Genomic DNA, 22,164 nt, shown 5'->3' with positions numbered 1-22,164 from the left:
GGACAACCGGGACGTAGCGCAGCTTGGTAGCGCACTTGACTGGGGGTCAAGGGGTCGCAGGTTCAAATCCTGTCGTCCCGACCAGGTTCTCACTGGTCGGCAAGGGTGTCACCCGCAAGGGAGACACCCTTTCTGCATTGTGGGCACGTTCTGCACAGTGGGGCACGGACCGGGTGCTCTCCGGGTCCTCGGAGAAGCGCAGAATCCGACCGGGTCCGGCCGCATGATCCGTGTCCACCCTCCCGTCCCGCGGAGCGGATGAGCCCGCGCGCCCTTCCGGACAGCCGTCCCGTGCCCGGGATGCCCTACCTGCCCGAGCGGGCTGGACCGATCGGCGTCAGGGGTGGGCCGGCCGGAGCGTGGCCGTCGGCTGGATCGCCGGCACATCCTCCGGCGCCGACCGGACGCCGCGCACCATGGGTCCGAGCGTTCCGAGGGCGTCTGATCGCCCAGCCGGGAGCCGTCGAATGGCGGGTCAGGGCTTCCGCAGGTACTTAGGGTGATGATTTAATCACTTGGTGTGACCATGGCAGTTGTTCCCCCAGAGAAAGACACACCATGATCAAAACAGCACTGAAGGCCGGGGCCGCGGCACTCGCGGCAGCCGCGCTGCTCGCCGCGCCGGCCCTCTCGGCACCCGTCCAGGCCGCGACCGCCGACGCGACCAGCCAGATGCCTGCCGGCGATGACGTCTACCGTGACTGGTACACCAGCCACTCCAACTGCGTGACGGCCGGTCAGGGCGGAATCGACCGGGGCCACTGGGATCACTACACCTGTTCCGAAGGCGATTGGCTCTGGCACCTGTGGACCAACCGCTGAGCGGCGCGGACCTCGTCGGCCGCAAGGCGGCCCCGCCGCCCTGACCAGGGTGAACGGCGGAGCACCGGTTAACTGGATCTACGTCGTGATGGAGCCCGGACCGCGCGCCAGCGGTCCGGGCTCTGTCGTGGGGCGCCGGAACGGCGGGCCGACCGCCTGCCGCCTGGCGGCTGGGGTCACGTTCGGGGGGACGCCGCCGCGTCGGGCTTGCGGACCCCGGTCGACTCGACGGTGAGCGCGGTGCCGGCGGCGTCGCGGGGCTGGAGTTCGGGCACGATCGCCCCGCGCTCGTCGACGAGCACCGAGTGTGGCTCGTGGGGGGCGAACAGGTGGCGTTCGCCCCACTGGCGCAGGGTGACGACCGTGGCGAACAGATTCCGTCCGGCCTCGGTCAGGACATACTCCTGTCGTTTGCCCGAGGGGGCCGTCCGGCGGGCCAGAATGCCGTGCTCGACGAGGCGGCGCAGGCGGACGCTGAGGATGTTGCGCGCCACGCCGAGGCGCTCCTGGAAGTCGGTGAACGCGCGTGCGCCGTCCATCGCATCGCGGATGATCAGCAGGGTCCACCGGTCACCGATCAGGTCGACCGTGCGTGCCACCGGGCAGGTGGGGTCGGTCCACCGGCCGCCCGGAGGGGTCGGTGCGGGTTGCTCGCCGGTCATGCGCCGCCTCCAAAGAGTTGCGATTTGAAACTATTGTGCCTTACCTTCAATCAGTTGCATTTTGCTACTAATTGGAGGTCGGGATGGATCGGGGATCGGGACGCGGGCGCCGGACGCTGCTGGCCGTGGTGTGCGCGGTGGCGGTGTCGACCATCTACGCGGCCCAGCCCGTCCTGGAGCGGATGGGGGCCGACCTCGGGCTGAGCGCGGGCGGGCTGGGCTGGGTCGTCGGCGTCGGACAGCTCGGATATCTGGCCGGCCTGATCCTGCTCGTGCCGCTGGGCGACCTGTTGGACCGGCGCCGGCTCATGGCCTGCCATCTCCTCCTCACCGCGCTCGGCACCGGCCTGGTGGCCGTCACCGAACAGCCGGCGGTGGCGTTGATCGGTCTGGCCGTGGCGGGCGTGTTCGCCGTGGTCGTGCAGATCGCCGTGGCCTATGCCGCGGCCACCTCCGCCGCACCCGAGCGTGGGCGCGACATCGGCGTCGTCACCTCCGGGGTCGTGATCGGCATCCTGGGCGGCCGGGTGCTCGCGGGGCTCCTCGCCGACCTCGCCGGCTGGCGCGGTATCTATCTCACCCTCACGATCCTCTCCCTCGCGCTGGCGGCCGCCGTCCTCGCCGTGCTCCCCCCGGACGCCCGGAGGTCACCGCGCGACCGGGACGGCCGCCGCGGTGGCGCCCGGCGGTATGCGCGGGCGATCGGCACCGTGGGGCGACTGACGGCGACGGACCGCCTGTTCCGGGGGCGGGCGCTGATCGCGTTCTTCCTGTTCGCCTCCTTCGGCACGCTCTGGAGCGGGATCGCGCTGCCGCTGTCGGCCGAGCGCTGGCAGCTGTCGACCACCCAGATCGGCCTGTTCGGCCTCGCGGGTCTGGCCGGAGCCCTCGGCGCCGCACGGGCAGGACGCTGGGCCGACCGCGGTCGCTCCGGCTCCGTGACCGGATGGTCCCTGGCCGTTCTGATCGCCTCGTGGGGGCTGACCGCCCTGACCGGTCATTCGCTGTGGTCGCTGGGCGCGGGCATCGCGCTGCTCGACTTCGCCGTGCAAGCCGTGCACGTCACCAGCCAGCAGCTCATCACCGCGGCCCGCCCCGACCGGGCCAGCGGCACCATCGGCGCCTACATGGTCTTCTACTCCCTCGGCTCCGGTCTCGGCGCCGTGACCACCACCTGGGCCTACGATGCCGCCGGGTGGGCCGCCGCGAGTGTGCTCGGCGCCGGCTACGCCACCGCCGCCCTGGTGATCTGGGCGCTGCACCGGCGGCCTCACGGTGACCTCGTGAAACAGCCGGGGTCGAGCTCCGTGATCACGGGTGGTCGGCCCCTGGGCGGCCATGACGGCACGGACGCCCACGTGAGGTCCGGCGCTTGAGAGACGGCCGGCCATGCGGCGTGCTCCCGGTCGGAACCCCACCGTGGAGCGCGCTCATGGCCGGCCGCGTCACTCCGGTGGGTCCCGCTGGTCGGCGGTATGAGCCTGCTCACCCGCAAGAACGCGGGCATGTGGGGAAATCGGCCGGAAATCCCTAAGGGTAATTCTCCGCCATAAGCAGATCATCGGCTCGGGCCGTCGACGGACCGAGGGTGATCTCTTTTGATGGCATTTGAGATGGTTTATACCTTGTGTAGCTATTTGCTGTATGTGAAAGGGTATCCCCCGCTTGCGCTCATGAATGCCTCTCCGGATCGAGGCAAATACTCTGTTATTTGCCGGAAAGGAGCAGTCATGTTTGGTAAATACTCACTCATCGTCGGGCCGGCACTCGCCGCCTCCCTCGCGATCCCTCAGGGCTTCGCCGCGGAGGCCCTGGCCGCCCCGCTCCGAGTGGATCCAGAGGTGGCAGCCCCGGCGGAGCCGCAGGACCCGTGCGAGACGAGGGGCCACGGCTGCCAGCCGGGCATCACTCAGGGCCAGCTCGACGGCCATCGCTGCATCGCTCCCAACCCGCAGGGCCACGGGGACTCGGGCCTGCCGGACTTCGAGTACGGCTACTACATAGGCTACGAACAAGGCTGGAATCACGAGGGGTGCGACGAGAGAGGGCAGTGGACGGACGACAACGGCAACGGTGAGGACAACGGCAACGGAAACGGCGAGGACAACGGAAACGGGAATGGCAACGGCGAGGACAACGGCAACGGAAACGGAAATGGTGAAGGCTGGTAGCCGTTGATTTCGAAAGCCCGGGGTCGCGGCAGCGCGGAGATCGGACCGGACGGCGGCATCGGCGCCGCCGAGTACGGCCCCGTCCGACGCCCCGGCCGACCGCCCGCCGGACGGCACGGCCGGGGACGCCGGCGGAGCCTTCGGACGGTCAGGGGTTCTGCCAGCGCCCGGCCAGGCTGACGAGGTCCGGGGCGCTGAGGTGCGGGGCGGTCATCACGCCCGGGTACGGCGTGCCGTGCCGGTCCAGCCAGGCCCCGACGAGCCCGGCCCGTTGCGCGCCGTCGATGTCCCACGGGTGCACGGCGACCAGGACGGCCTGGTCAGGATGGACTCCGGCGCGGCCGACCGCGTACAGGTAGGCGGTCGCGGCGGGTTTCCACGCCCGGGGGCCGTGCACGTCCAGCCGCTCCTCGACCAGGTCGAGGAGCCCCTCCCGTGCCAGCAGGCCTTCGGTCGTCGACGCGGCGCCGTTGGTCAGGGTGAACATCCGGATCCCCGCCTCGCGGAGCATCCGCATCCCGTCCGGGACGTCCGGATGCACCTTCAGCCCGGCCAGCCCGTCCAGCACGTGCGCGGCCGCGCCGTCCGGGTCGCCGTGCCAGCCGGGCGTGGCGGCGAGCAGCTCCCTGAGCACATCGGCGGCGACCTGGGCGAACTCGGCGTAACCGCCTGCCGCGGTCAGCGCGAACCCGTCGCGCAGTACGCCCGCGAACCAGGTGGGCATCAGATGCCCGGGCGCCCCCACCTCCTCGAAGCGGGCACGCATCGGCGCCATGTCGCTGAGCGTCTCGTTGACGTCGAAGATCACAATCTGGGGGACCGCGCTCATGTCACTCCTCCCGGATCGGTCCGCTGCCGCGTCGCCCCGGGATCACTCCATGTCGTCCGGCGACTGCGCTCTGCGCGGCAGCCAGTCGTGCTGCCTGCCGGCGTCGGGGTCTCCCTCGGGCTGGGCGTCGGGCGACTGCGCGAGCGGTGCCGGCCACTCCGAGTCCTCGATCGGGAAGTCGTCGGCGGGGCCTCCGGTCTCAACGCTCACCGGCTGGTCCGGGGTGGACGTGTCGTCATGGATCATTGCTCCTCCTTCGGCACCGCGCTCCCGCCCGTGTCCCGTCATGGAGAAGCGCGCGAGCCGGGCGTGCTCGACGCCGGCCCCGCCGGGCGGGACGGTCGGGCTCCGGTGAGATCGCGGAGCTGTCGGCCCGATCCTGGTGCTTCCTACCCTGTAAGTATGCGCCGATTCTTGGAGATCATGGTTGTCCGGGCGCCGCGGGCCGCGGTCCCTCCGGCGGCGTGCGGGCGGGCAGCAGCCCGACGGGGGTGACCAGCTCACCGGTGTGCGGGCAGAACCACGCCGCCTGGCCGCGCTCCGCCCTGGCCAGCAGGGGGTGTGAATCAGGGTGTGCCGGGCAGTGCGGCCACACCGCGGGCAGGCCCGCCGCCCACAACGCCTCCACCGCCCACTCCTGCACCTGGTCCGCGAGCCGGGCCACCTGCTCGGCCGGATCCTCGCCGAGCACCACGGAGACCTCCTGCCCGCTGCCGTCGGGGCCGTAGAACATGGCGCAGGCCAGCCCCTCCCAGCGGCCCGGGTCGGCGTGGGCCTCACGGATGTCAGGGGGTACGGCGCAGCCCGTGCGCAGGTCCCGGCAGACCGGCTCCAGCGCGGCCAGAAGTTCCGCGTGCATCGCACCATCGTAGAGCGGGGGAGGGCGACGGCCCGGGGAACGGGGAGATCCGGCCCCGTCGCCCGCGCTCACAGCGCCGCCCAGTCGATGGCGAGCCGCCGGGCGTCCGCGGGGTCGACCCGGACCGGCACCCTGCGGCCCGGCAGCACCGCGCCGGCCGGCAGCCTGGGCAGTGTCTGACGATGGTCGACGACGTACGGCTCGGCGGTGCCCGTCCGGACCTCCAGCCGGAACTGCGCGACCGGGGAGTCGTTGACGGTCATGCCCGTGTCGGCCATCGCCAGGATGTCCGCCTCGGCGGGCAGGCCGCCGGTCAGCAGGCCGTCCTCGCCGGTCAGGACGCCGATGGAGGACAGGAGCCTGCCGGGGGAGCCCCCGCCGGGGACGGCCTGCACGGAACGCTCCCACATCCGGTCGAAGTAGGCGTGGAACAGCACCGTCGCGGCGCCGATCTCCAGCAGCAGCCCGACGACGAAGAGCGGCACCGCCCAGGCCGGCAGGCGGAGATCGGTGGTCGGGATGACGGCCATGCCGTACAGGCCGGCCAGTGTCATCGCCGTGCCGGTGATCACGCCGGCCCAGCCCAGTGCTCTCATCATCCTCGCCTCTCGGGATCGTCGGGCGATCGACGGCGCCGTCCGGCGGGGGTGCCGGGCGGCGGCGATCGGCGGGCCGATTGTCGGCGGGGCCGCTTGACCGGCGCTTGCGGGACGGTTGCCCGCGCCCCGGCGCGGCCGCCGTCAGCGGGGGCGCAGCAGCGACACGATCGACCTGAGCTCCGGCTCCTTCGTCTCCTGACCCGGCGTGGGCGCGTAGGCCCAGATCAGGTGGCGCACCTCCGGATAGGTGCCCTCCATGACCAGGCGCAGCGCCTGCAGGTCCAGTTCCTGGTCCCTGGCCGTGCCCCGTTCGACGTGCTGGCGCAGATGCTCGTGCGCGGTCTGGATGGTGAAGGTCTCGACGTAGAGGGTCGGCTCCTCCATGTCCTCGAAGAGGCTCCACATCGTCGCCCCGGTGCGCCGCCGTGCCCGGCCGATCTGCTGCATCACCTGCAGGAACGCCTCGGCGTTCGCCGGGTCGACGTGCCATTCGACCACCACCAGCAGCGGTCCCCTGTTGTGCTCCATGTCGCTGGGCGGCTCGGGATAGTGGCGCACCTGGCGCATGTCGAAGCGCGCCGTCGGCAGCGGCACCCGCAGCACGCCGATCGGCGTGCTCAGGATCAGCACGGCGGCCGGGACCAGGAAGGCCGCCCGCAGGGACAGGCTCTCGGCCACCAGCCCCCACACCAGCGCCCCCACCGCCTGCCCGCCCATGAACACCAGCTGGTAGTAGGCCAGCGACCGCGCGCGCGCCCACTCCGGCAGCAGGAGCTGGGCCGCGGCGTTCAGCGTCGACAGGACGGCGATCCAGGCCAGGCCGGCCGCCACCAGGGCGGCGATGACGACCGGCACGGCCTCGACCGTGCTGATGACGGCCATCGCCAGGGCGTAGCAGATCGTCGAACCGGCCACGACCGTGTTGGGCCCCATCCGTCCGCGGGCCACGGGGAGGGCGAACGCGCCCGCGACGGCGCCAGCGCCGACCCCGGCCAGCAGCACGCCGTAACCTCCGGCGCCGAGACCGAGCGGGCCGCGGGCGAGGGCGGGCAGCAGGGCCCACATCCCGCTGGCGCAGAAGGTGAACATCACCGAGCACCACAGGACCGCGGCGAACTCCGGGGCGCTGCGGACGTAGCGCGCGCCCGCGCGGATCGCGTCGCGGATGTGCTCGGCGCCCAGGGGGCGGTGGTCGGGTGGCCGCTTCCAGACGTACAGCACCAGCATGACGCCGAGGAAGGACAGCGCGTTGAGGGCGAACGTCGCCTCCGGCCCCGCGACGGAGATGAGCGCACCGCCGAGCGCGGGCCCGATGGCCCGTGCCACGTTGCCGTTGGCGCCGTTGAGCAGCGCGGCCTGCGGGATCTCGTCCAGGCTGACGAGCTCGGGCTGGATGGCCTGGAAGGTGGGCACGGCGAAGGCCTGCCCGACGGCCATCAAGCCGGTCAGGGTGAGCAGGAGCGGCCGCGTCACGGCGTCGGCGGCGGTGAGCACCGCGAGGGCGGCCGCGCCGGCGAAAGTGAGCACCTGGCTGACCAGCAGCAGACGGCGCCGGTCGAGGATGTCGCCCAGCGCCCCGGCCGGGACGACGAGCAGGAAGATCGGGAGCGCGGTGGCGGTCTGCACCAGGGCGATGTCCAGCGCGTCGCCGCCCAGGTCGCCCATGAGCCACTGCGCGCCGACGGTCTGCATCCACGTGCCCGTGTTGGCCACGAGCTGGGCGATCCACAGCGCGCGGAACAGTCGGCGGCGCAGGGGCGCCCACATCGCCTTCGTCGGCGGGACGCCCCTTGGCTGCTGCGGTGGCGGCCGGCTCATCTCTGGTGCTCCCCGGTTCGCTCGGTCCTGGCTCGGGAGGCTCCCTCCGCTCGGTCCTCCGCGCTCCCTCCGGTTCTCCGCCTCCCCTGTCCGTTCCCCCCCCCGTCCCCCTACGCGCTCCGGTCCCAGACGGACGTGCGCGGCGAGATGAGTTCGAGCTGTGCCAGCAGGTGCTCGGCCGTCGCGGCGGCGCGGGCGCGCAGGGCCGGGGTGCGGGCGTTGATCCGCTCGGTGTGCGCGGGCCGCTCGTCCCACACCCTGTCGACCTCCGCCAGCAGCGGACCGGCGGCCTCCCTGACGACGCCGCTGAGGGCCGGCGCTCCCAGCTGCTGGGCGAAGTCGAACACCTTCCCGGCGTAGGGCAGCGGCAGCAACGGCACCCCCTGCAGCGCGGCGAAGATCAGGAAGTGCAGCCGCATGCCGACCACGAGGTCCAGGTGCCGTATCAGGCCGAGGATCTGGCGTGGCCGGTAGTTTCCGTGCAGCACGCGGCAGCGGTCGGCGGCGTTCATGTGGGACAGCACCGCGTGGGAGTGCCGTATGTCGTCCCGCTCCATCGGGACGAAGACGATGTAGGCGTCGAGCCGGCGGACCAGGAAGTCGCCCACGTGGGCGAGCAGCTCGTGGTAGCCCTGCACGTCCAGGTGCTCGGCGGCGCGGCCGGGCTCGCGCACGCTCATGCCGACCAGCCGGACCCGCTCGGGCACCCCCTCGGCGCGGAGCAGGTCGTGGCCGAACTCCTCCTGTTCGAGCAGGAGCGCCGGGTCGGCGGTGACCGTGATCGCGCTCATCACCCCGGCCTCCTCCAGCACCAGCCGGGACTCCTCGTCGCGGACGGTGATCGTGGTGCTGTCGTTGAGCGTCTCCCGCACCAGCATGCAGTCCAGGCGGTCGGTGAGCGGCCCGGCGCCCAGCGCGTAGGTGAAGACCGGGACGTTCTGCTCGTGGGCCAGCCGGGCGAGCCGCAGGTAGCGGCGGGCCTCGGTGTCGTAGAGGATGCCGCCGCCGCCGAGGACCAGTACGTCCAGGCGGCTCACGATCTGGGAGGCCGGTTCGCGGCTGACCCCCTCCCAGCCGACCACCTCGATCCCCCGATGGTGGACGCGGGTGTGCTCGGGAGTCCGGGAGAACACCACCGTCAAGGCGTCGGGACGGCCTTTCCGGATGCTGTCGAGAATGCTGGTGAGGATGGCCTCGTCCCCTACGTTGCGGCCACCGTAGGAGCCCAGGAGCCCTATGGTCGGCCCGCGCGGTTTGCTCATATTCGCCCCTTTCTTCCGTTTTCGGATATTTTGTACCCGTAGGGCGTTCGGCGTATCCCACCTCGGGCCGGTCCGGCGTGCCGAGGTCGGCGCGGGAAGAGCGGCCCGTGTCCATGACATGCGCCATGGGGCGGCATGACGAGAACGGCGGGCGGACGGGCGGACGGCTCCCGCCGGACGGCGGGCGGGGGCGCTCGGGAACGGTAGTAACTTCGACCCATGCGACTGGGTGTTCTCGACATTGGTTCCAATACGGTGCATCTGCTGGTGATGGACGCCCACCGGGGGGCTCGGCCGCTGCCCGCGTACTCCCACAAGGAGGAGTTGAGGCTCGCCGAGCACATGGAGGAGGGCCACCGGCTCTCCGAGCGGGGCGCCGCGCGGCTGCGGGAGTTCGTCGAGAAGGCCGTGCGGCTCGCCGAGGACAAGGGGGTCGAGGACCTCATGGCCTTCGCGACCTCTGCGGTCAGGGAGGCGGTCAACGGTGAAGAGGTGCTCGAAGGGATCAAGGCCGGCTCCGGGGCGGACATCGAGGTGCTGTCCGGCCAGGACGAGGCGAGGCTGACGTTCCTGGCCGTGCGGCGGTGGTTCGGATGGTCGTCGGGGCGGCTGCTGGTGCTGGACATCGGCGGAGGGTCGCTGGAGATCGCCTCGGGGATCGACGAGCAGCCGGACGTGGCGGTGTCGCTGCCGCTGGGGGCCGGGCGGCTCACCCGTGACTGGTTCACCGCCGACCCGCCCCCGGCCGACGAGGCGCGGGCGCTGCGCAGGCACGTGCGGGCCGAGATCGCCCGCACGGTGGGCGAGGTGGCGCGGTACGGCCGGGCCGACCACGCGGTGGCGACGTCCAAGACGTTCAGGCAGCTGGCCAGGATCGCCGGGGCGGCGCCCTCGCAGGAGGGCTCGGACGTCCGCCGGGTGCTCAGGCACGCCGACCTGACCGAGTGGGCCGACCGGCTGGCCAAGATGGACGTGCGGGAGCGGGCGGAGCTGCCCGGGGTCTCGGACGGCCGGGCCCCGCAGCTGCCGGCCGGGGCGATCGTCGCCGACGCCACGATGGACCTGTTCGGGGTGGGGGAGCTGGAGGTGTGCCCGTGGGCGCTGCGCGAGGGGGTCATCCTGCGGCGCCTGGACGCCATGCCGGAAGGCTAGGTTTATCTCCACTTCAACCGGTAAGAGCGCATTGCCATGAGAAGCGCTCAGGTGGAAGGCGCCGCGCGCAGAGCGGCGAACAGTCGGACGTTGGACAGGCTGGCCCGGCTCGGACTGGCCTGCCGCGGCGTCCTCTACGGGCTGATCGGGTTCCTGGCCCTGCAGATCGCCTTCGGCGGCGGGAGCGGAGGCAAGGAGGCCGACAAGACCGGCGCGGTCGAGATGGTGGCCGAGCAGCCGTTCGGCACCGTGCTGCTCTGGCTGATGGTCCTCGGCTTCGCCGCGCTGACCGTCTGGCAGTTCTCGGAGGCGGTCATCGGCCGCGGCGAGACCAAGAAGCGGGTCGAGGCGGCGGCGCACACGGCGGTCTACGCGCTGATCGTGGCGACGCTGCTCAGCCTGCTGCTGCGGGGCGACGCGGGCAGCTCGACCGACAAGAGCTCCAAGGACCTCACCGCCAAGCTGATGGACCTGCCCGGCGGGCAGATCATCGTCGGCCTCGTCGGGCTGGGCCTGATCGCCCTGGGGGCCTACTGGATCCACAAGGGCTGGAAGAAGAGGTTCCTGGAGGACCTGCGCACCGGCGAGATGCCCCCGAAGGCGCGCGAGCTCGCCGAGAAGCTCGGCATGGCCGGATACCTCGCCCGTGGCGTGATCGCCGCGGTCGCCGGGGTCTTCGTCATCCAGGCGGCGCTCACCTACGATCCCGACAAGGCCAAGGGCGTCGACTCGACGCTGCGCGCGCTGGCCGACACCCCCGCCGGGCCGTGGCTCCTCGGCGTCATCGCCATCGGCCTGCTGCTGTTCGCGGCCTACTGTTTCTTCCAGGCGCGCTGGCACCGCCTGTGACTGATGGGACCGCACGGGGCGGCAGGTGCGGGCACGCAGGCCCAGGCCCGGCCGGCAAGTCCGACCTGCCTATCCGGTAAGTGATCCCATTCATACTTTTGTGAGACATCTACCTTCCCGAGCCCCGCGTCCTCCAGAGGCGCGGACAGCATCGGAGGGGGCCGGATGGACTCGTGGGAGCATGACGGCAGCGAATGGATCCTCCGCCTGGCGGGCTCTGCCGACCAGGTGGCACGGGCCCGGCGGCTGGTCTCGACGACCTTGGGCCGGGACCATCCGCTCCACGACGACTGCGTGCTGCTGACCAGTGAGATCGCCACCAACGCGGTGCTCCACTCCCGATCAGGGGACGGCGGGGCCTTCACCGTCACCGTCGCCTGCTCGCCGGAGGCGGTGCGGGTCCGCATCCAGGACGAGGGCTCGCCGAACGCCCCCTGCGGGTGTCACGCCCCGGCCGACGCCACCGGCGGCCGGGGCCTGCCCCTGCTGGAGGCGCTGTCGCACCGCTGGGGCCTGGTCCGGGAGGCGGGGACCAACATGGTCTGGTTCGAGCTCGTGCTGGAGACGGCCGCGGTGCCGGCGGGCCGGCTGGCCGGCGCCCGATGAGGACCGGGCCCCGCCCGGGGCACCCGCCGCCCGGGGCGGACGGCACGGGAGTCCGCGGTCCGGGGTGTCCCGGTCCCGCGGCACGGGGCGTCCCCGTCCCCGGGGACGGGCGGCCCACGCCCCGGGGTCAGACCAGCAGCCGGCACAGGCCCTCGGCGAGGGCCTTGGTGGTCAGCCGGGTCCGGCTCTCGCAGCCGAGCTTGGCGAAGATGTGCTCCAGGTGGGTGGTGACGGTGCGGACGCTCAGCACCAGGGCCGCGGCGATCTGCGGGTTGGAGTCGCCGAGCGCGACCCGCGTGATCACCTCGATCTCCCGGCCCGTCAGCTCGTACGGCAGGGCGCACGCGCGCTCGGCGACCACCGCGCCCTGGATGGCGCCGTGCGGCCCGACCCCGGCGCGCAGCAGCCGCACCTCCCGCCACCGCCCGGTCCCGTCGAGCCAGAGCCCGCGCCGGTTGAGCTCGCGGGAGTCGATGAACTCCCTGGCCAGCTCCGCCATGGCCGGCTCGGCGGCGACGGCCTCCGAGGCCGGGGCGCCGGCGACGTCCCTGCGAGTGCCGCTGCGGTCGAAGGCCGCCGCGTGGAAGCCCGGCGGCAGGCCGACAGGGTCGATCACGCAGCGGCTCAGGTCGGTGACGTGCGCCAGGGTGGGGGAGACGGCACTGATCAGCGTGCTGGTCTCGGCGGAGAACGCCTCGGGGTCGCGGGCGTTCAGGTGGAGCAGGCCGGTGTAGCGGCCCTCGGCCAGGAACAGCGGGGTGGTCAGCCCGGCCCGCCAGCCGTACGGCTCCAGATGGCGGCGGAAGTAGCGCTCGGTCCCCGGGGCGCCCATGGTCAGCGGCACCCGGGAGTCCATGGCCCGGCGGTAGGGGTCGAGCCGGACATACTCCTCGGCGGCGTCGCCGTCCACCCGCGCGTAGCCGTCGGAGACCAGGCTGCGGTGCCGCCCGGTGGCCGGGTCGTAGGCGACGAACTCGTAGGCCTCCAGCGCGATGACCTCGCGCAGGGCGCGCATCGCGGCGCAGGCGCCACCGCGCCCGGCGACCTGGAAGCCCACCTCGGTGAACGCATGGAGGTGGCGCGGGCTCAGGGTGATCTGGTCCATGGTCTCCTCCGTGCACAGGGTGCCCCAAGCCGACCGGGGTAGGGAATACGTAAATTATCCGATGCCTTGCCTTGCAACCGTCTTTACCCTCTCCCGCAACACCCCCTGGAGGAACACAGTGACGGTCTTGACGAGGACGCGGGGCTCCGCCCTCCTCCTGGCGACGATGCTCGCGGTGAGCGCGTGCGGCGGATCCCCGGCCCCGGGCGCCGGTGGGCAGCAGGGCGCGAAGGAGTTCTCCGTCGGGCTGACGGAGCCGGACCACCTCACCCCCGGCAACACCTCCAGCAGCTACTCGATCACCGTGCTGCAGGCGCTGTTCGACCTGCCGGTGTTCATCGACGCCAAGGGTCAGCCGCAGATGCGGGCCGCCGAGTCGGTGACCAGCGAGGACCAGAAGGTCTGGACGATCAAGCTCAAGCCGGGGCAGAAGTTCCACAACGGCGAGCCGGTGACCGCCGAGAGCTTCGCCGACGCGTGGAACGCCGCGGCCTACGGTCCCAACGCGTGGACCAACAACTACTACTTCGAGAACATCGAGGGCTACGACAAGCTGAACCCCGAGACCCCCGAGGGTTCGGAGGAGGCGCCCAAGCCCACGACCGACAAGCTGAGCGGGCTGAAGGTCGTGGACGCCACCACCCTTGAGGTGACACTGACCGCGCCGTTCAGCCAGTTCCCGATCACGCTGGCCTACACCGGCTTCGCCCCGATGCCCAAGGCCGCCTTCGCCGACCTCAAGGCCTACGACGCCAAGCCGATCGGCAACGGCCCCTTCGCGCTGGACGGCGAGTGGGTGCACAACCAGAAGATCAGGGTGAAGAAGTTCGACGGCTACGCCGGGCCCCGTCCCGCCAAATCCGCCGCGGTCAACTTCAAGATCTACGAGAGCCGTGACACCGCCTACGTGGACCTGCGGGCCGGCAAGGTGGACCTGATCCAGACGATCCCGCCGGCGAGCACGTCGGAGGCCAAGCGGCTGCTCGGCGACCGGTTCGTGCCCACGCCGAGCGGGACCATGGACTACCTGGGCTTCCCGGTCTACGACAAGCGCTTCCAGAACGCCGACCTGCGCAAGGCCGTCTCGATGGCCATCGACCGCCAGGCGATCGTGGACGCGGTCTTCAACGGCGCCTTCAAGCCGATGGGCTCGTTGGTGGCGCCCCTGGTGCCGGGCTACCGGGAGAACGCCTGCGGCGAGCCGTGCGTCTTCGACAAGGCGAAGGCCAAGGCGCTGTTCGACAAGGCCGGCGGGTTCAGCGGCACGATGAACCTCTACTTCTCCAACGCCGACCCCAGCTACGAGCAGTGGATGACCGCGGTGGCCAACCAGCTCAAGGACAACCTCGGGATCGCCGACATCCAGTTCCGCAAGATCCCGGCGGCCGACTACCTGTCCACGCTCCGCGCGCACAAGCAGGACGGGCCGTACCGCAACAACTGGGTGATGGACTACCCGAGCCCGCAGAACTACCTGCAGCCGATGTGGGGCGAGGGCAACCGGATGGGCTGGGAGAGCAAGGAGTTCAACGACCTGCTCGACCAGGCCAACTCCGCCGCCAGCATGGAGGCCAGCATCCCGCTCTACCAGAAGGCCGAGGACCTGGCGCTCAGCGAGATGCCGATGGCCCCGCTGTGGAACTGGCAGGACCAGGCCGGATACTCCGACAAGATCAGTGACGTCCAGATCGACGCCTACAGCCCGAACCTCGACACGATCACGGTGAAGTAGTTGATCAACGAGGCACACGTGACCCCGGGGCGCGCCGCCCCGGGGTCTCCCCGTGAGGCGGGGACGTGAAATACGCGGTCCAGCGGCTGCTCCAGGCCGTCCCGGTCTTCTTCGTCACCACGTTCCTGATCTACGCGATGGTCTTCGCCCTGCCGGGCGACCCGATCGTGGCGCTGGCGGGGGACAAGCCCCTGCCCGACGAGGTCCTCCACACGCTCCGGGAGCGCTACCACCTCAACGACCCGCTGATCGTCCAGTACGGCATCTACATGCTGAACGCCGTCCAGGGCGACCTGGGGGAGACCTTCACCGGGCAGCCGGTCAGCGAGCTGCTCCAGGGACGCTGGGCGGTGACCGCCCAGCTCGCCGTCACCGCCTGGATCTTCGAGCTGGTGGTCGGCATCGGCCTCGGCGTGATCGCCGGGCTGCGCCGCGGCGGGATCGCCGACACCGCGGTGCTGGCCGGGACCACCTTCGTCATCGCGGTCCCGGTCTTCGTCGTCGGCTACACCGCGCAGATCATGCTGGGCCTGAACCTCGCGCTGTTCCCGACCGCGGGCGTGGACGAGGGATGGCCGGTCAGCTACCTGCTGCCCGGCATGGTGCTGGGCTCCTTCGGGCTGGCCTACGTGGCGCGGCTGACCCGTACCAGCCTGATCGAGAACATGCGGGCCGACTACGTCCGCACGGCCCGCGCCAAGGGGCTGCGCCGCAGGCGGGTGATCGGCAGGCACGCGCTGCGCAACTCGCTGATCCCGGTGGTCACCTTCCTCGGAGTGGACTTCGGCAACCTGATGGCCGGCGCGGTGGTCACCGAGGGCATCTTCAACCTGCCGGGCATCGGCCAGCAGGTCTTCCAGTCCATCCAGCTCCAGGAGGGCCCCGTCGTCGTGGGCATCGTCACCGTGCTCGTGATGATCTTCATCCTGGTCAACCTGCTCGTCGACCTCCTGTACGGCGTGCTGGACCCGAGGATCCGCCGTGGTTGAGATGCAGGTCGCAGAGGCCGAGACCGTCAAGAGCCGGCCCGGCTCCCTCTGGTACGACGCCTGGCTGGAGCTGCGCCACCGGGTGATCTTCTGGTTCTCGATGGTGATCCTCGTGGTCGCCGTCGCGATGGCCCTCTTCCCCGGCCTGTTCACCGGCCTCGGCCCCAACCAGGGCTGCAACCTGCGGATGTCGAAGCAGGGCCCGGGCGGCGCGGTGTTCGGCTACGACCTGCAGGGCTGCGAATACTGGTCGCAGATCGTGCACGGCACCCGGGCCTCCGTCCTGATCGGCCTCGCGGTGACGGTCTTCGCCCTGCTCATCTCGGTCGTGCTCGGCCTGCTCGCCGGCTACTACGGCGGCTGGATAGACGCGTTCATCTCCCGCCTCACGGACGTGTTCTTCGGCATCCCGTTCGTCCTGGGGGCGACCGTGATCCTGATCGCCTTCCCCGACCACGGCGTCTGGGCGATGACCCTGGTGCTGGTCGTGCTGGGCTGGACCACGATGACCCGTCTCATGCGCGCCCAGGTGATCGCGGTCCGCGACATGGACTTCGTGGCCGCCGCCCGGATGCTCGGGGCGGGCGACGGGCGGATCATGTTCAAGCACATCCTGCCCAACGCGGTCGCCCCGGTCTTCGTGGTGGCCATGCTCAACGTGGGCAACGTCATCGCCGGCGAGGCCACCCTCGACTACCTGGGCGTCGGCCTGCAGTATCCCGAGGTCTCCTGGGGCCTGCAGCTCAACGTCGCCCAGGCATACTTCGCCGAATACCCCCACCTGCTCGTCTTCCCGTCGCTGTTCCTCACCGCGACGGTGCTCAGCTTCCTGCTCCTGGGCGACGTCGTCCGCGACGCCCTGGACCCCAAGCTGCGCTAGGGGCCCGCGCCGCCGGCCGGCCCGCGCGGCCGGCGGGGCCTCCGCCAGGCCCAGCATGGCGCACGCCACGAAGGTCCCCCTCGTCCGCTGATCCGCGGGCCGGACCGGTTGTCAGTCAAGATCAATCGCCTGTATATCCGGAAAAGCGGAGAGGGCGGCATATCGGTCATTGGAAAGCGGGTGGCGCCGGTCGCCGGCCCGGCCCCCGCGGGTGCCGGCCGCCCGGCGCGCGGCGGCGCGGGCCCGCCCGTCACCTGCGCGGGCCCGCGCGGTCGGCTCCGACCGGGCGAGGGTTCTCACCGGCGCCATGAGGCTGGACGGCCGGGCGATCGAGGCGACTGCGGACCGGTATGAACTGATAGGAAAAAGCCCCGCTGAGCCGGGAGAGACCTTATTCTTGATCGGCGGCGGATGACATTTTGTCAAATAACCTGTTTACCGCCGCGATGTCGGGTAGGGCAGCAGTCCGACCATCGCCGAGCAGAGGAGTTGGCACATGAGCAGCCGGGACCTTCGGATCCACCTCGCCGACGCGCCCGCCGGGACCATCCGGCCGGGACGGGACGCCGGTCGCGCGGGTGGCGGCGCCGACGGCTGGGAGTAGACCCGGACGTCGCCCACCCCCGGCATGACCGGGCCGACGACATCGTCCCCCCGGCATGACCGGGCCGATCCGGACGCCGGCCACCCCCGGCATGATGTGACGGCGGGCCGCCCTTCCCCGGGCGGCCCGCCGTCGTGTCCTCAGTGTCCTCAGGAGGCGAGGAGGCGGTCCAGGACGCGCACGCCGAACTCCAGGCCCTCGACGGGGACGCGCTCGTCCACACCGTGGAACATGCCGTAGTAGTCCAGGTCCGGGGTGAGCATCAGGGGCGCGAAGCCGTAGCCCTTGATGCCGATGTCGGCGAAGGCCTTCGCGTCCGTGCCCCCCGACATCACGTACGGCACCGGCCGCGCGGCCGGGTCCTCGGCGACGAGCGCGTCGCACAGCTGGCCGAAGAACGGCGCGTCCAGCGGCGCGGAGGGGGCGTCCTCGATGTTGACGAACTCGCGGGTGACCTTCGGGCCGAGCAGGCGGTCGATCGTCTCCAGGAACTCCTCCCGGTAACCGGGCAGGAAACGGCCGTCCACGTGGGCGGTGGCGGTGCCGGGGACCACGTTGACCTTGTAGCCCGCCTCCAGCATCGTCGGGTTCGCCGAGTTGCGGATCTGCGCCTTGAACAGCGCGCCGACCTGGCCGAGCCGCTCGGCCTCCTCCTCCAGGCGGTCGTAGTCGATGGTCTCGCCGAGGATGTCCGCCAGGCTTGTGATCAGCGCCGCCACCCCGGGGGTCAGCCGTACCGGCCACCGGTAGGAGGCGACCCTGGACAGGGCGTGGCAGAGTTCGGCCACCGCGTTGTCCTTCGGCGGCCGGGAGCCGTGGCCCGCGACGCCGTGGGCGGTGAGCTTCATCCAGGCGGTGCCGCGCTCGCCCACCGCGACGGGGTAGATCCGCGCGTTCGGGGCCTGGACGCTGTAACCGCCCGACTCGCTGATCGCCTCGGTGCAGCCGTCGAACAGCTCCCGGTGCCGCGTCGCCGCGTACCGCGAGCCGTATTCGCCGGTGGCCTCCTCGTCGGCGAGGAAGGCCAGCACGATGTCCCGCTTCGGCCGCACGCCGCGCCGGGCCCAGTCGCGGACCAGGGCGAGCGTCATCGACAGCGTGCCCTTCATGTCCACCGCGCCCCGGCCCCAGACGCAGCCGTCGGCGATCTCCCCGGAGAACGGGTGCACCCGCCAGTCGGCGGGCTGGGCCGGGACCACGTCCAGATGGCCGTGGACCAGCAGGGCGTCGGGCGAGTCGCCGGGGATGCGGGCGACCACGCTGGTGCGGTGCCTCGCCGACTCGAAGACCACCGGTTCGATGCCGACCTCGGACAGCAGCCCGGCGACGTGTTCGGCCGCCGGGCGTTCTCCGGAGCCGGGGTTGGTGGTGTCGAACCTGATCAGGTCCGAGCAGATCTGTGCGACCTCGTTCATGGATGGAGCTCCCCCGAGAAAAGATGGATCATCAGTGCATACCCCGCAGGGTAAGCGGCGGCACCTCGGGCGTCGGGAACCCGAAGATCAGGCCGTAGAAGGCCAGCTCGGCCTCCAGCACGGCGACGATGGTCTCCTCCCGGCGCCAGCCGTGCTGCTCGCCGGGGAAGGTCAGGTAGGCCCACGGGGTGCCCTCGCGCTCCAGCGCGTCGGCGAACCGCTCCGCCTGGACCGGGTCGACGATCGCGTCCTCCAGGCCGTGCATGAGCAGCGCGGGGCCGGAGGCGTCCGCGGCGTGCAGGGTGGGGGAGCGGTCCAGGTAGCGCTGCCGGGTCTCGGGGAGCGGGCCGATCAGGCCGTCGAGGTAGCGTGACTCGAAGTCGTGGGTCTCGGCCGCCCAGCCCTCCGGGTCGGTGATCGCGTAGTGGGCCACCGCGCCGCGGAAGACCTTGCTGTGCACCAGCGCGGCCACGGACGTCCAGCCGCCCGCGCTGCCGCCCCGGATCGCGACCTTCGACGGGTGCGCCCGCCCGGCGTCGATCAGGCCCCGCGCCACCGTCTCGCAGTCGCGCACGTCCACCACGCCCCACTGGTGGCGCAGCCGCTCCCGGTAGGCGCGGCCGTAGCCGGTGGAACCGCCGTAGTTGACGTCGGCCACGCCGATGCCCCGGCTGGTGAAGTAGGCGATCTCCACGTCGAGGACCATCGTGCTGGCGCTGGTCGGCCCGCCGTGCACGAAGATCACATACGGGGCGGGGCCGGTCACGCCGCGCGGCGGGTAGAGGTGGGCGTGCACGCCGTCGAAGGTCACCGCCTCGGGCTCGGGCAGCGCGTCGCGGTCGGGCAGGTCCTTCTCGGGGGACAGCACGGCGTGCGCGCCGGTGCGCAGGTCCACCGTGACGACCTCGAACGGCGTGTACGGCGAGGCCGCCACGCCCGCCACCAGGTCCCCGCCGGTGGAGACCGTGGGGTTCCAGTAGGTGGGCGGCGCCTCCAGGTCGGTCATCTCGCCGGTGGCCGGGTCCAGCACGGCGAGGCGGCGCAGGTCCGGGGTGCCGTGCACCAGGACGATCCGGTCGCCCGCGAGCGCGAACCAGGTGTTGCCCAGCCGCCAGACGGCGTCGCCGCAGTCCTCCTGGAGCGGGGCCAGGTTGCGGGCCCCGGAGCCGTCGAGGGGGACCAGGTGCAGGTTCCACCAGCCGTCCGGGTCGGTGAGCGCGTAGAGCGCGCCGTCGTCGCGCCACTCCGCCTGGATCACCGACTCCTGCGGGCCGCCGGCGACGACCCGGTACGGCCCGGCCGTACCTGCTGCGTCCAGGGGGGCCACGCACAGCTCGGTGCCGTCCCAGGGCATGGCGGGGTGGTCCCAGCCGATCCAGGCGACGTGCGTCCCGTCCGGGGAGAGGCGGGGGTTGGTCAGGAAGTGCTGGGCGGTGGCGATGACCCGCACCGGCCCGCCGTCCAGCGGCACCGCCACCAGGTCCCGCCGGGGCAGCGGCCGCCGACCGGACCCGGCGCCGTCCTCCGGGTTCTCCCCGGCGCCGGTCCCGGCCGCGCCGGTCTCGGGTGCGGCCGGGTGGGTCTCGCGGACGGCCCAGACCTCCTCGCGCCCCGGCGGCAGGTACAGGTCGCCGTAGCGGGCGCCGTCGTCGGGGGTGAGGGGGAGCGGCCGGTCGTCGCCGTGGGGGGCCGTCGGGCCGCCGGCCTCGCCGGCCGTCCCGCCGGCCCCGGCGGCCGGGCCGGGCCGCCCGCCGTACAGGTAGATCCGCTGGTCGGCCCAGTTGGTGAAGACGACCCGGCCGTCCGGCAGCGGCCGCCAGGAGCGCCCGCCGTACTCGATGAGGCGGTTGCGGGAGTTCCAGCCCTGCGGGATCGCGTCACGGGGCACGCCGTCCGGCCCGCGCCGGACCACGCACCTGCGCCCGCCCTCGTGCGGACGAGGCTCGTCCCACCACACCTCCTCCCCGAGGATCTCCACCCAGAGCGGACGGTCGTCCACCCTGGCCACGTCGATGGGGCGGATGGGAGAGTCGTTCAGCATGATCACCAGTTGCCGTCGGAAGGGGGCAGGGGGAAGCCGGGCGGGTGGACGATGTGCACGATCCCCCCGCTGCCGGAGCTGCGGAGCCAGACGTTCTCGAACGCGGCCCGCGGGTAGATCCGGCGCACCGTGTCGTCGTCCGGTGCGGCGGGGTCGTTGGCGATGACGTCGCCGTCGGAGGTGAAGCCGACGACGACCATGATGTGGCCGCCGGTGGAGTATCCCGCGCCGGGCAGCTCGTGGTCCCGGAACGACTGCGAGGTGATCACCGGGATCCCGGCGTGGACCAGGCGCTCCAGCTCGGCGAGCGAGCGCAGCCGGGTGACGAAGCCGTCCATGCCGTACCGGCCGGCGTAGGCGACGCCGAACGGCCAGTTCCCGGTGCCCTGGTAGCTGTGGTCGTACATGTCGCGGGCGGCGTGGTCCACGGCCGGGCAGGGGTCGCCCGGCGTGACCCAGGACAGCTCCTCCTGGCGGGGGCCGCGTTCCCAGTAGGCGAGCACCATGCTCATCGAGGCCGGGCTGCACCAGTTCTCCCCGCCGCCGTCCCATTCGGGGAAGTGCCCCGCGTGGATGTGCTGCGACCGGCGCGGCACGTTCAGCTCCACGCCCGCGGCCGTACCGGGCGGGCTCACCGGCACCGTCGCCCGCACGGGCACCGCCGAGGCCATCACCCCGGCCCGGCGGACCCGCGCGCCCGAGCCGTACAGCGTGAACCTGAGCCGGTAGGCGGTGACCGGCCGGGTGGCGACGTAGGTGTCCACCGCGACGTCGCCGTCCTCGTCGCCCTGGCCGGGCAGGGAGGTCCGGTGGATGTCGCCGGCGCCCTCGGCCCAGCGGCCCATCACGTACCACTTGGTGAGGTCGCCGGAGACGGTCCGGGCCCGCAGCCCGACCTCCAGCCAGGTCCCCGGCGGGGTGTCCGCCGTCCATGACGGCACCAGCTCCGTCGCGGGGAACCCGATGTCCCGTTCCTCGCCGGTCCAGCGGTGGTACTCCCAGGTCCTGACGGTGCCGTCGAAGGGATCGCGGTAGTCGGCCAGCCCGCTCTCGTGCGGGACCGGATCCGTCCACCGGTGGAGGACGACGCGGCTCGGATCGTCGGGGAAGGGCGTGACCACCTGGCCGATTGTGGTTTCCGGCCCGGTGCGGCGCATCGGAAGGTTTACGTATCCGGAACCGGCGGCCCGCCGCACCGGCGGCGCGGGGCGTCCTGGCCGGGGCGGGGGCGTGGCGGCGCGCGGTCCGCGGGTCCCGGGGCGCCCGGAGGCGGCGGCCCGGGGACCTCGAAGGCGGAAAGGCAGGATGACCGGTCGGAGTCAGCGAAATTAAGGACATCCAGTAAATACATTTATTTATCGTCGCTATCAGAATATTTATCCCCATTGACACTGTCAGGGCATTTAGAGAACATTCAGAAGATCTTCCTCGCCCCCAGCCTGATCGAAAAAGACCACCAAGCTCATCGGAGTCCTGCCAGGGCCGGATCGCCTCCGGCGCCCTGCCCGGCCGCGCCGGGCGGACCAGGACAGCGGTGCGGCCCGGCCATGGTGAGCGCCGCCCGTGCGGCGCCCCCTGAGGCCCGGCCGCTCTCGGCCCCGCGACCGCGGCGGGGCGCCTGACAGACACGTTCACCATCGCCACCTTCCACGCCGCCGGCGCCGCGACCACAGCCGCGCCGGTGCGGTGACCACGCCTGCCCAAATGCCGCCAACGAGAGAACCCAGCCGATACAGGCCCGCGGCCCGCGCCATCGCCTTGAACCCCTC

20 protein-coding genes and 1 tRNA gene are annotated in these 22,164 nt (G+C 71.9%); 10 read left to right on the top strand and 11 right to left on the bottom strand.

The features are described from left to right. Positions 1-7: 7 nt before the first annotated feature. Both ACWDS7_RS30395 and ACWDS7_RS30390 read left to right on the top strand, forming a co-directional pair. Positions 8-84, top strand: a tRNA-Pro gene (locus tag ACWDS7_RS30395). 474 nt (positions 85-558) lie between these two features. Further along, on the top strand, positions 559-822 hold the full coding sequence (locus ACWDS7_RS30390) for a hypothetical protein (RefSeq protein WP_451932056.1): 264 nt from the start codon (positions 559-561) through the stop codon (positions 820-822). Between the two features lie 176 nt (positions 823-998). Here ACWDS7_RS30390 and ACWDS7_RS30385 read toward each other — a convergent pair whose 3' ends face one another. Beyond that, complete coding sequence (locus ACWDS7_RS30385; RefSeq protein WP_451932055.1) at positions 999-1,484, bottom strand: winged helix-turn-helix transcriptional regulator; 486 nt, start codon at positions 1,482-1,484, stop codon at positions 999-1,001. Positions 1,485-1,567: 83 nt separating this feature from the next. Here ACWDS7_RS30385 and ACWDS7_RS30380 point away from each other — a divergent pair, with 83 nt between their 5' ends. Together ACWDS7_RS30380 and ACWDS7_RS30375 are read left to right on the top strand one after the other, a co-directional pair. Then, entirely contained in the window at positions 1,568-2,860 is a 1,293-nt protein-coding gene (locus ACWDS7_RS30380) for an MFS transporter (RefSeq protein WP_451932054.1), read from the top strand. A 354-nt stretch (positions 2,861-3,214) separates the two neighbouring features. Beyond that, complete coding sequence (locus ACWDS7_RS30375; RefSeq protein WP_451932053.1) at positions 3,215-3,655, top strand: hypothetical protein; 441 nt, start codon at positions 3,215-3,217, stop codon at positions 3,653-3,655. 148 nt (positions 3,656-3,803) lie between these two features. Here ACWDS7_RS30375 and ACWDS7_RS30370 read toward each other — a convergent pair whose 3' ends face one another. The 6 genes from ACWDS7_RS30370 to ACWDS7_RS30345 form a co-directional block, all read right to left on the bottom strand. Continuing rightward, entirely contained in the window at positions 3,804-4,484 is a 681-nt protein-coding gene (locus tag ACWDS7_RS30370) for a haloacid dehalogenase type II (RefSeq protein ID WP_451932052.1), read from the bottom strand. 42 nt (positions 4,485-4,526) lie between these two features. Beyond that, positions 4,527-4,730, bottom strand: a complete 204-nt coding sequence (locus ACWDS7_RS30365) for a hypothetical protein (RefSeq protein ID WP_451932051.1) — start codon at positions 4,728-4,730, stop codon at positions 4,527-4,529. 175 nt (positions 4,731-4,905) lie between these two features. Continuing rightward, positions 4,906-5,343 carry a hypothetical protein gene (locus tag ACWDS7_RS30360; RefSeq protein WP_451932050.1) on the bottom strand — a complete coding sequence of 146 codons (438 nt, stop codon included), beginning with the start codon at positions 5,341-5,343 and terminating at the stop codon, positions 4,906-4,908. 68 nt (positions 5,344-5,411) lie between these two features. Beyond that, entirely contained in the window at positions 5,412-5,942 is a 531-nt protein-coding gene (locus ACWDS7_RS30355) for a hypothetical protein (protein WP_451932049.1), read from the bottom strand. A 141-nt stretch (positions 5,943-6,083) separates the two neighbouring features. Next, positions 6,084-7,760 carry an MFS transporter gene (locus ACWDS7_RS30350; protein ID WP_451932048.1) on the bottom strand — a complete coding sequence of 559 codons (1,677 nt, stop codon included), beginning with the start codon at positions 7,758-7,760 and terminating at the stop codon, positions 6,084-6,086. 110 nt (positions 7,761-7,870) lie between these two features. After that, the gene (locus ACWDS7_RS30345) at positions 7,871-9,022 is read right to left on the bottom strand and encodes a polysaccharide pyruvyl transferase family protein (protein ID WP_451932047.1); all 1,152 of its coding nucleotides are present in this window, start codon (positions 9,020-9,022) and stop codon (positions 7,871-7,873) included. A gap of 219 nt (positions 9,023-9,241) precedes the next feature. Between ACWDS7_RS30345 and ACWDS7_RS30340 the strand changes: the two genes are divergently transcribed. The 3 genes from ACWDS7_RS30340 (at position 9,242) to ACWDS7_RS30330 (ending at position 11,629) form a co-directional block, all read left to right on the top strand. After that, on the top strand, positions 9,242-10,174 hold the full coding sequence (locus ACWDS7_RS30340; RefSeq protein ID WP_306858074.1) for a Ppx/GppA phosphatase family protein: 933 nt from the start codon (positions 9,242-9,244) through the stop codon (positions 10,172-10,174). 90 nt (positions 10,175-10,264) lie between these two features. Then, on the top strand, positions 10,265-11,023 hold the full coding sequence (locus ACWDS7_RS30335) for a DUF1206 domain-containing protein (RefSeq protein WP_306858075.1): 759 nt from the start codon (positions 10,265-10,267) through the stop codon (positions 11,021-11,023). A 165-nt stretch (positions 11,024-11,188) separates the two neighbouring features. Next, positions 11,189-11,629, top strand: coding sequence for an ATP-binding protein (locus ACWDS7_RS30330; protein ID WP_451932046.1), 441 nt, complete (start codon positions 11,189-11,191; stop codon positions 11,627-11,629). 127 nt (positions 11,630-11,756) lie between these two features. Here the strand turns inward: ACWDS7_RS30330 and ACWDS7_RS30325 are convergent, their stop codons facing one another. Further along, positions 11,757-12,734 (bottom strand): LuxR C-terminal-related transcriptional regulator, encoded by a 978-nt coding sequence (locus ACWDS7_RS30325; RefSeq protein ID WP_306858077.1) that lies wholly within the window; start codon positions 12,732-12,734, stop codon positions 11,757-11,759. Positions 12,735-12,861: 127 nt separating this feature from the next. Between ACWDS7_RS30325 and ACWDS7_RS30320 the strand changes: the two genes are divergently transcribed. The 3 genes from ACWDS7_RS30320 (at position 12,862) to ACWDS7_RS30310 (ending at position 16,335) form a co-directional block, all read left to right on the top strand. After that, positions 12,862-14,466: a peptide ABC transporter substrate-binding protein gene (locus ACWDS7_RS30320; protein ID WP_451932045.1), complete on the top strand. Its 1,605-nt coding sequence runs from the start codon at positions 12,862-12,864 to the stop codon at positions 14,464-14,466. 65 nt (positions 14,467-14,531) lie between these two features. Continuing rightward, complete coding sequence (locus tag ACWDS7_RS30315) at positions 14,532-15,455, top strand: ABC transporter permease (protein WP_306858079.1); 924 nt, start codon at positions 14,532-14,534, stop codon at positions 15,453-15,455. A 1-nt stretch (position 15,456) separates the two neighbouring features. Further along, the gene (locus ACWDS7_RS30310; RefSeq protein ID WP_306858573.1) at positions 15,457-16,335 is read left to right on the top strand and encodes an ABC transporter permease; all 879 of its coding nucleotides are present in this window, start codon (positions 15,457-15,459) and stop codon (positions 16,333-16,335) included. Between the two features lie 753 nt (positions 16,336-17,088). Here ACWDS7_RS30310 and ACWDS7_RS30305 read toward each other — a convergent pair. Genes ACWDS7_RS30305 through ACWDS7_RS30295 form a run of 3 tightly spaced genes read right to left on the bottom strand, consistent with a single transcriptional unit; the run spans position 17,089 to position 21,516 of the window. Beyond that, positions 17,089-18,354 (bottom strand): M20/M25/M40 family metallo-hydrolase, encoded by a 1,266-nt coding sequence (locus ACWDS7_RS30305; RefSeq protein ID WP_451932044.1) that lies wholly within the window; start codon positions 18,352-18,354, stop codon positions 17,089-17,091. Positions 18,355-18,385: 31 nt separating this feature from the next. Next, complete coding sequence (locus ACWDS7_RS30300; protein ID WP_451932043.1) at positions 18,386-20,395, bottom strand: dipeptidyl-peptidase 5; 2,010 nt, start codon at positions 20,393-20,395, stop codon at positions 18,386-18,388. A 2-nt stretch (positions 20,396-20,397) separates the two neighbouring features. Further along, positions 20,398-21,516 carry a C39 family peptidase gene (locus ACWDS7_RS30295; RefSeq protein WP_451932042.1) on the bottom strand — a complete coding sequence of 373 codons (1,119 nt, stop codon included), beginning with the start codon at positions 21,514-21,516 and terminating at the stop codon, positions 20,398-20,400. Positions 21,517-22,164: the final 648 nt, after the last annotated feature.

It is taken from the genome of Streptosporangium sp. NPDC003464, assembly GCF_053588315.1.
Note: the sequence above shows the minus strand (reverse complement) of the source record. Positions and strands in the feature narration are given on the sequence as shown.

Coding starts and splice junctions, on each gene's coding strand:
- ACWDS7_RS30390 (WP_451932056.1), top strand. CDS start 559: ATGATCAAAACAGCACTGAAGGCCGGGGCCGCGGCACTCGCGGCAGCC.
- ACWDS7_RS30385 (WP_451932055.1), bottom strand. CDS start 1,484: ATGACCGGCGAGCAACCCGCACCGACCCCTCCGGGCGGCCGGTGGACC.
- ACWDS7_RS30380 (WP_451932054.1), top strand. CDS start 1,568: ATGGATCGGGGATCGGGACGCGGGCGCCGGACGCTGCTGGCCGTGGTG.
- ACWDS7_RS30375 (WP_451932053.1), top strand. CDS start 3,215: ATGTTTGGTAAATACTCACTCATCGTCGGGCCGGCACTCGCCGCCTCC.
- ACWDS7_RS30370 (WP_451932052.1), bottom strand. CDS start 4,484: ATGAGCGCGGTCCCCCAGATTGTGATCTTCGACGTCAACGAGACGCTC.
- ACWDS7_RS30365 (WP_451932051.1), bottom strand. CDS start 4,730: ATGATCCATGACGACACGTCCACCCCGGACCAGCCGGTGAGCGTTGAG.
- ACWDS7_RS30360 (WP_451932050.1), bottom strand. CDS start 5,343: ATGCACGCGGAACTTCTGGCCGCGCTGGAGCCGGTCTGCCGGGACCTG.
- ACWDS7_RS30355 (WP_451932049.1), bottom strand. CDS start 5,942: ATGATGAGAGCACTGGGCTGGGCCGGCGTGATCACCGGCACGGCGATG.
- ACWDS7_RS30350 (WP_451932048.1), bottom strand. CDS start 7,760: ATGAGCCGGCCGCCACCGCAGCAGCCAAGGGGCGTCCCGCCGACGAAG.
- ACWDS7_RS30345 (WP_451932047.1), bottom strand. CDS start 9,022: ATGAGCAAACCGCGCGGGCCGACCATAGGGCTCCTGGGCTCCTACGGT.
- ACWDS7_RS30340 (WP_306858074.1), top strand. CDS start 9,242: ATGCGACTGGGTGTTCTCGACATTGGTTCCAATACGGTGCATCTGCTG.
- ACWDS7_RS30330 (WP_451932046.1), top strand. CDS start 11,189: ATGGACTCGTGGGAGCATGACGGCAGCGAATGGATCCTCCGCCTGGCG.
- ACWDS7_RS30325 (WP_306858077.1), bottom strand. CDS start 12,734: ATGGACCAGATCACCCTGAGCCCGCGCCACCTCCATGCGTTCACCGAG.
- ACWDS7_RS30310 (WP_306858573.1), top strand. CDS start 15,457: ATGCAGGTCGCAGAGGCCGAGACCGTCAAGAGCCGGCCCGGCTCCCTC.
- ACWDS7_RS30305 (WP_451932044.1), bottom strand. CDS start 18,354: ATGAACGAGGTCGCACAGATCTGCTCGGACCTGATCAGGTTCGACACC.
- ACWDS7_RS30300 (WP_451932043.1), bottom strand. CDS start 20,395: ATGCTGAACGACTCTCCCATCCGCCCCATCGACGTGGCCAGGGTGGAC.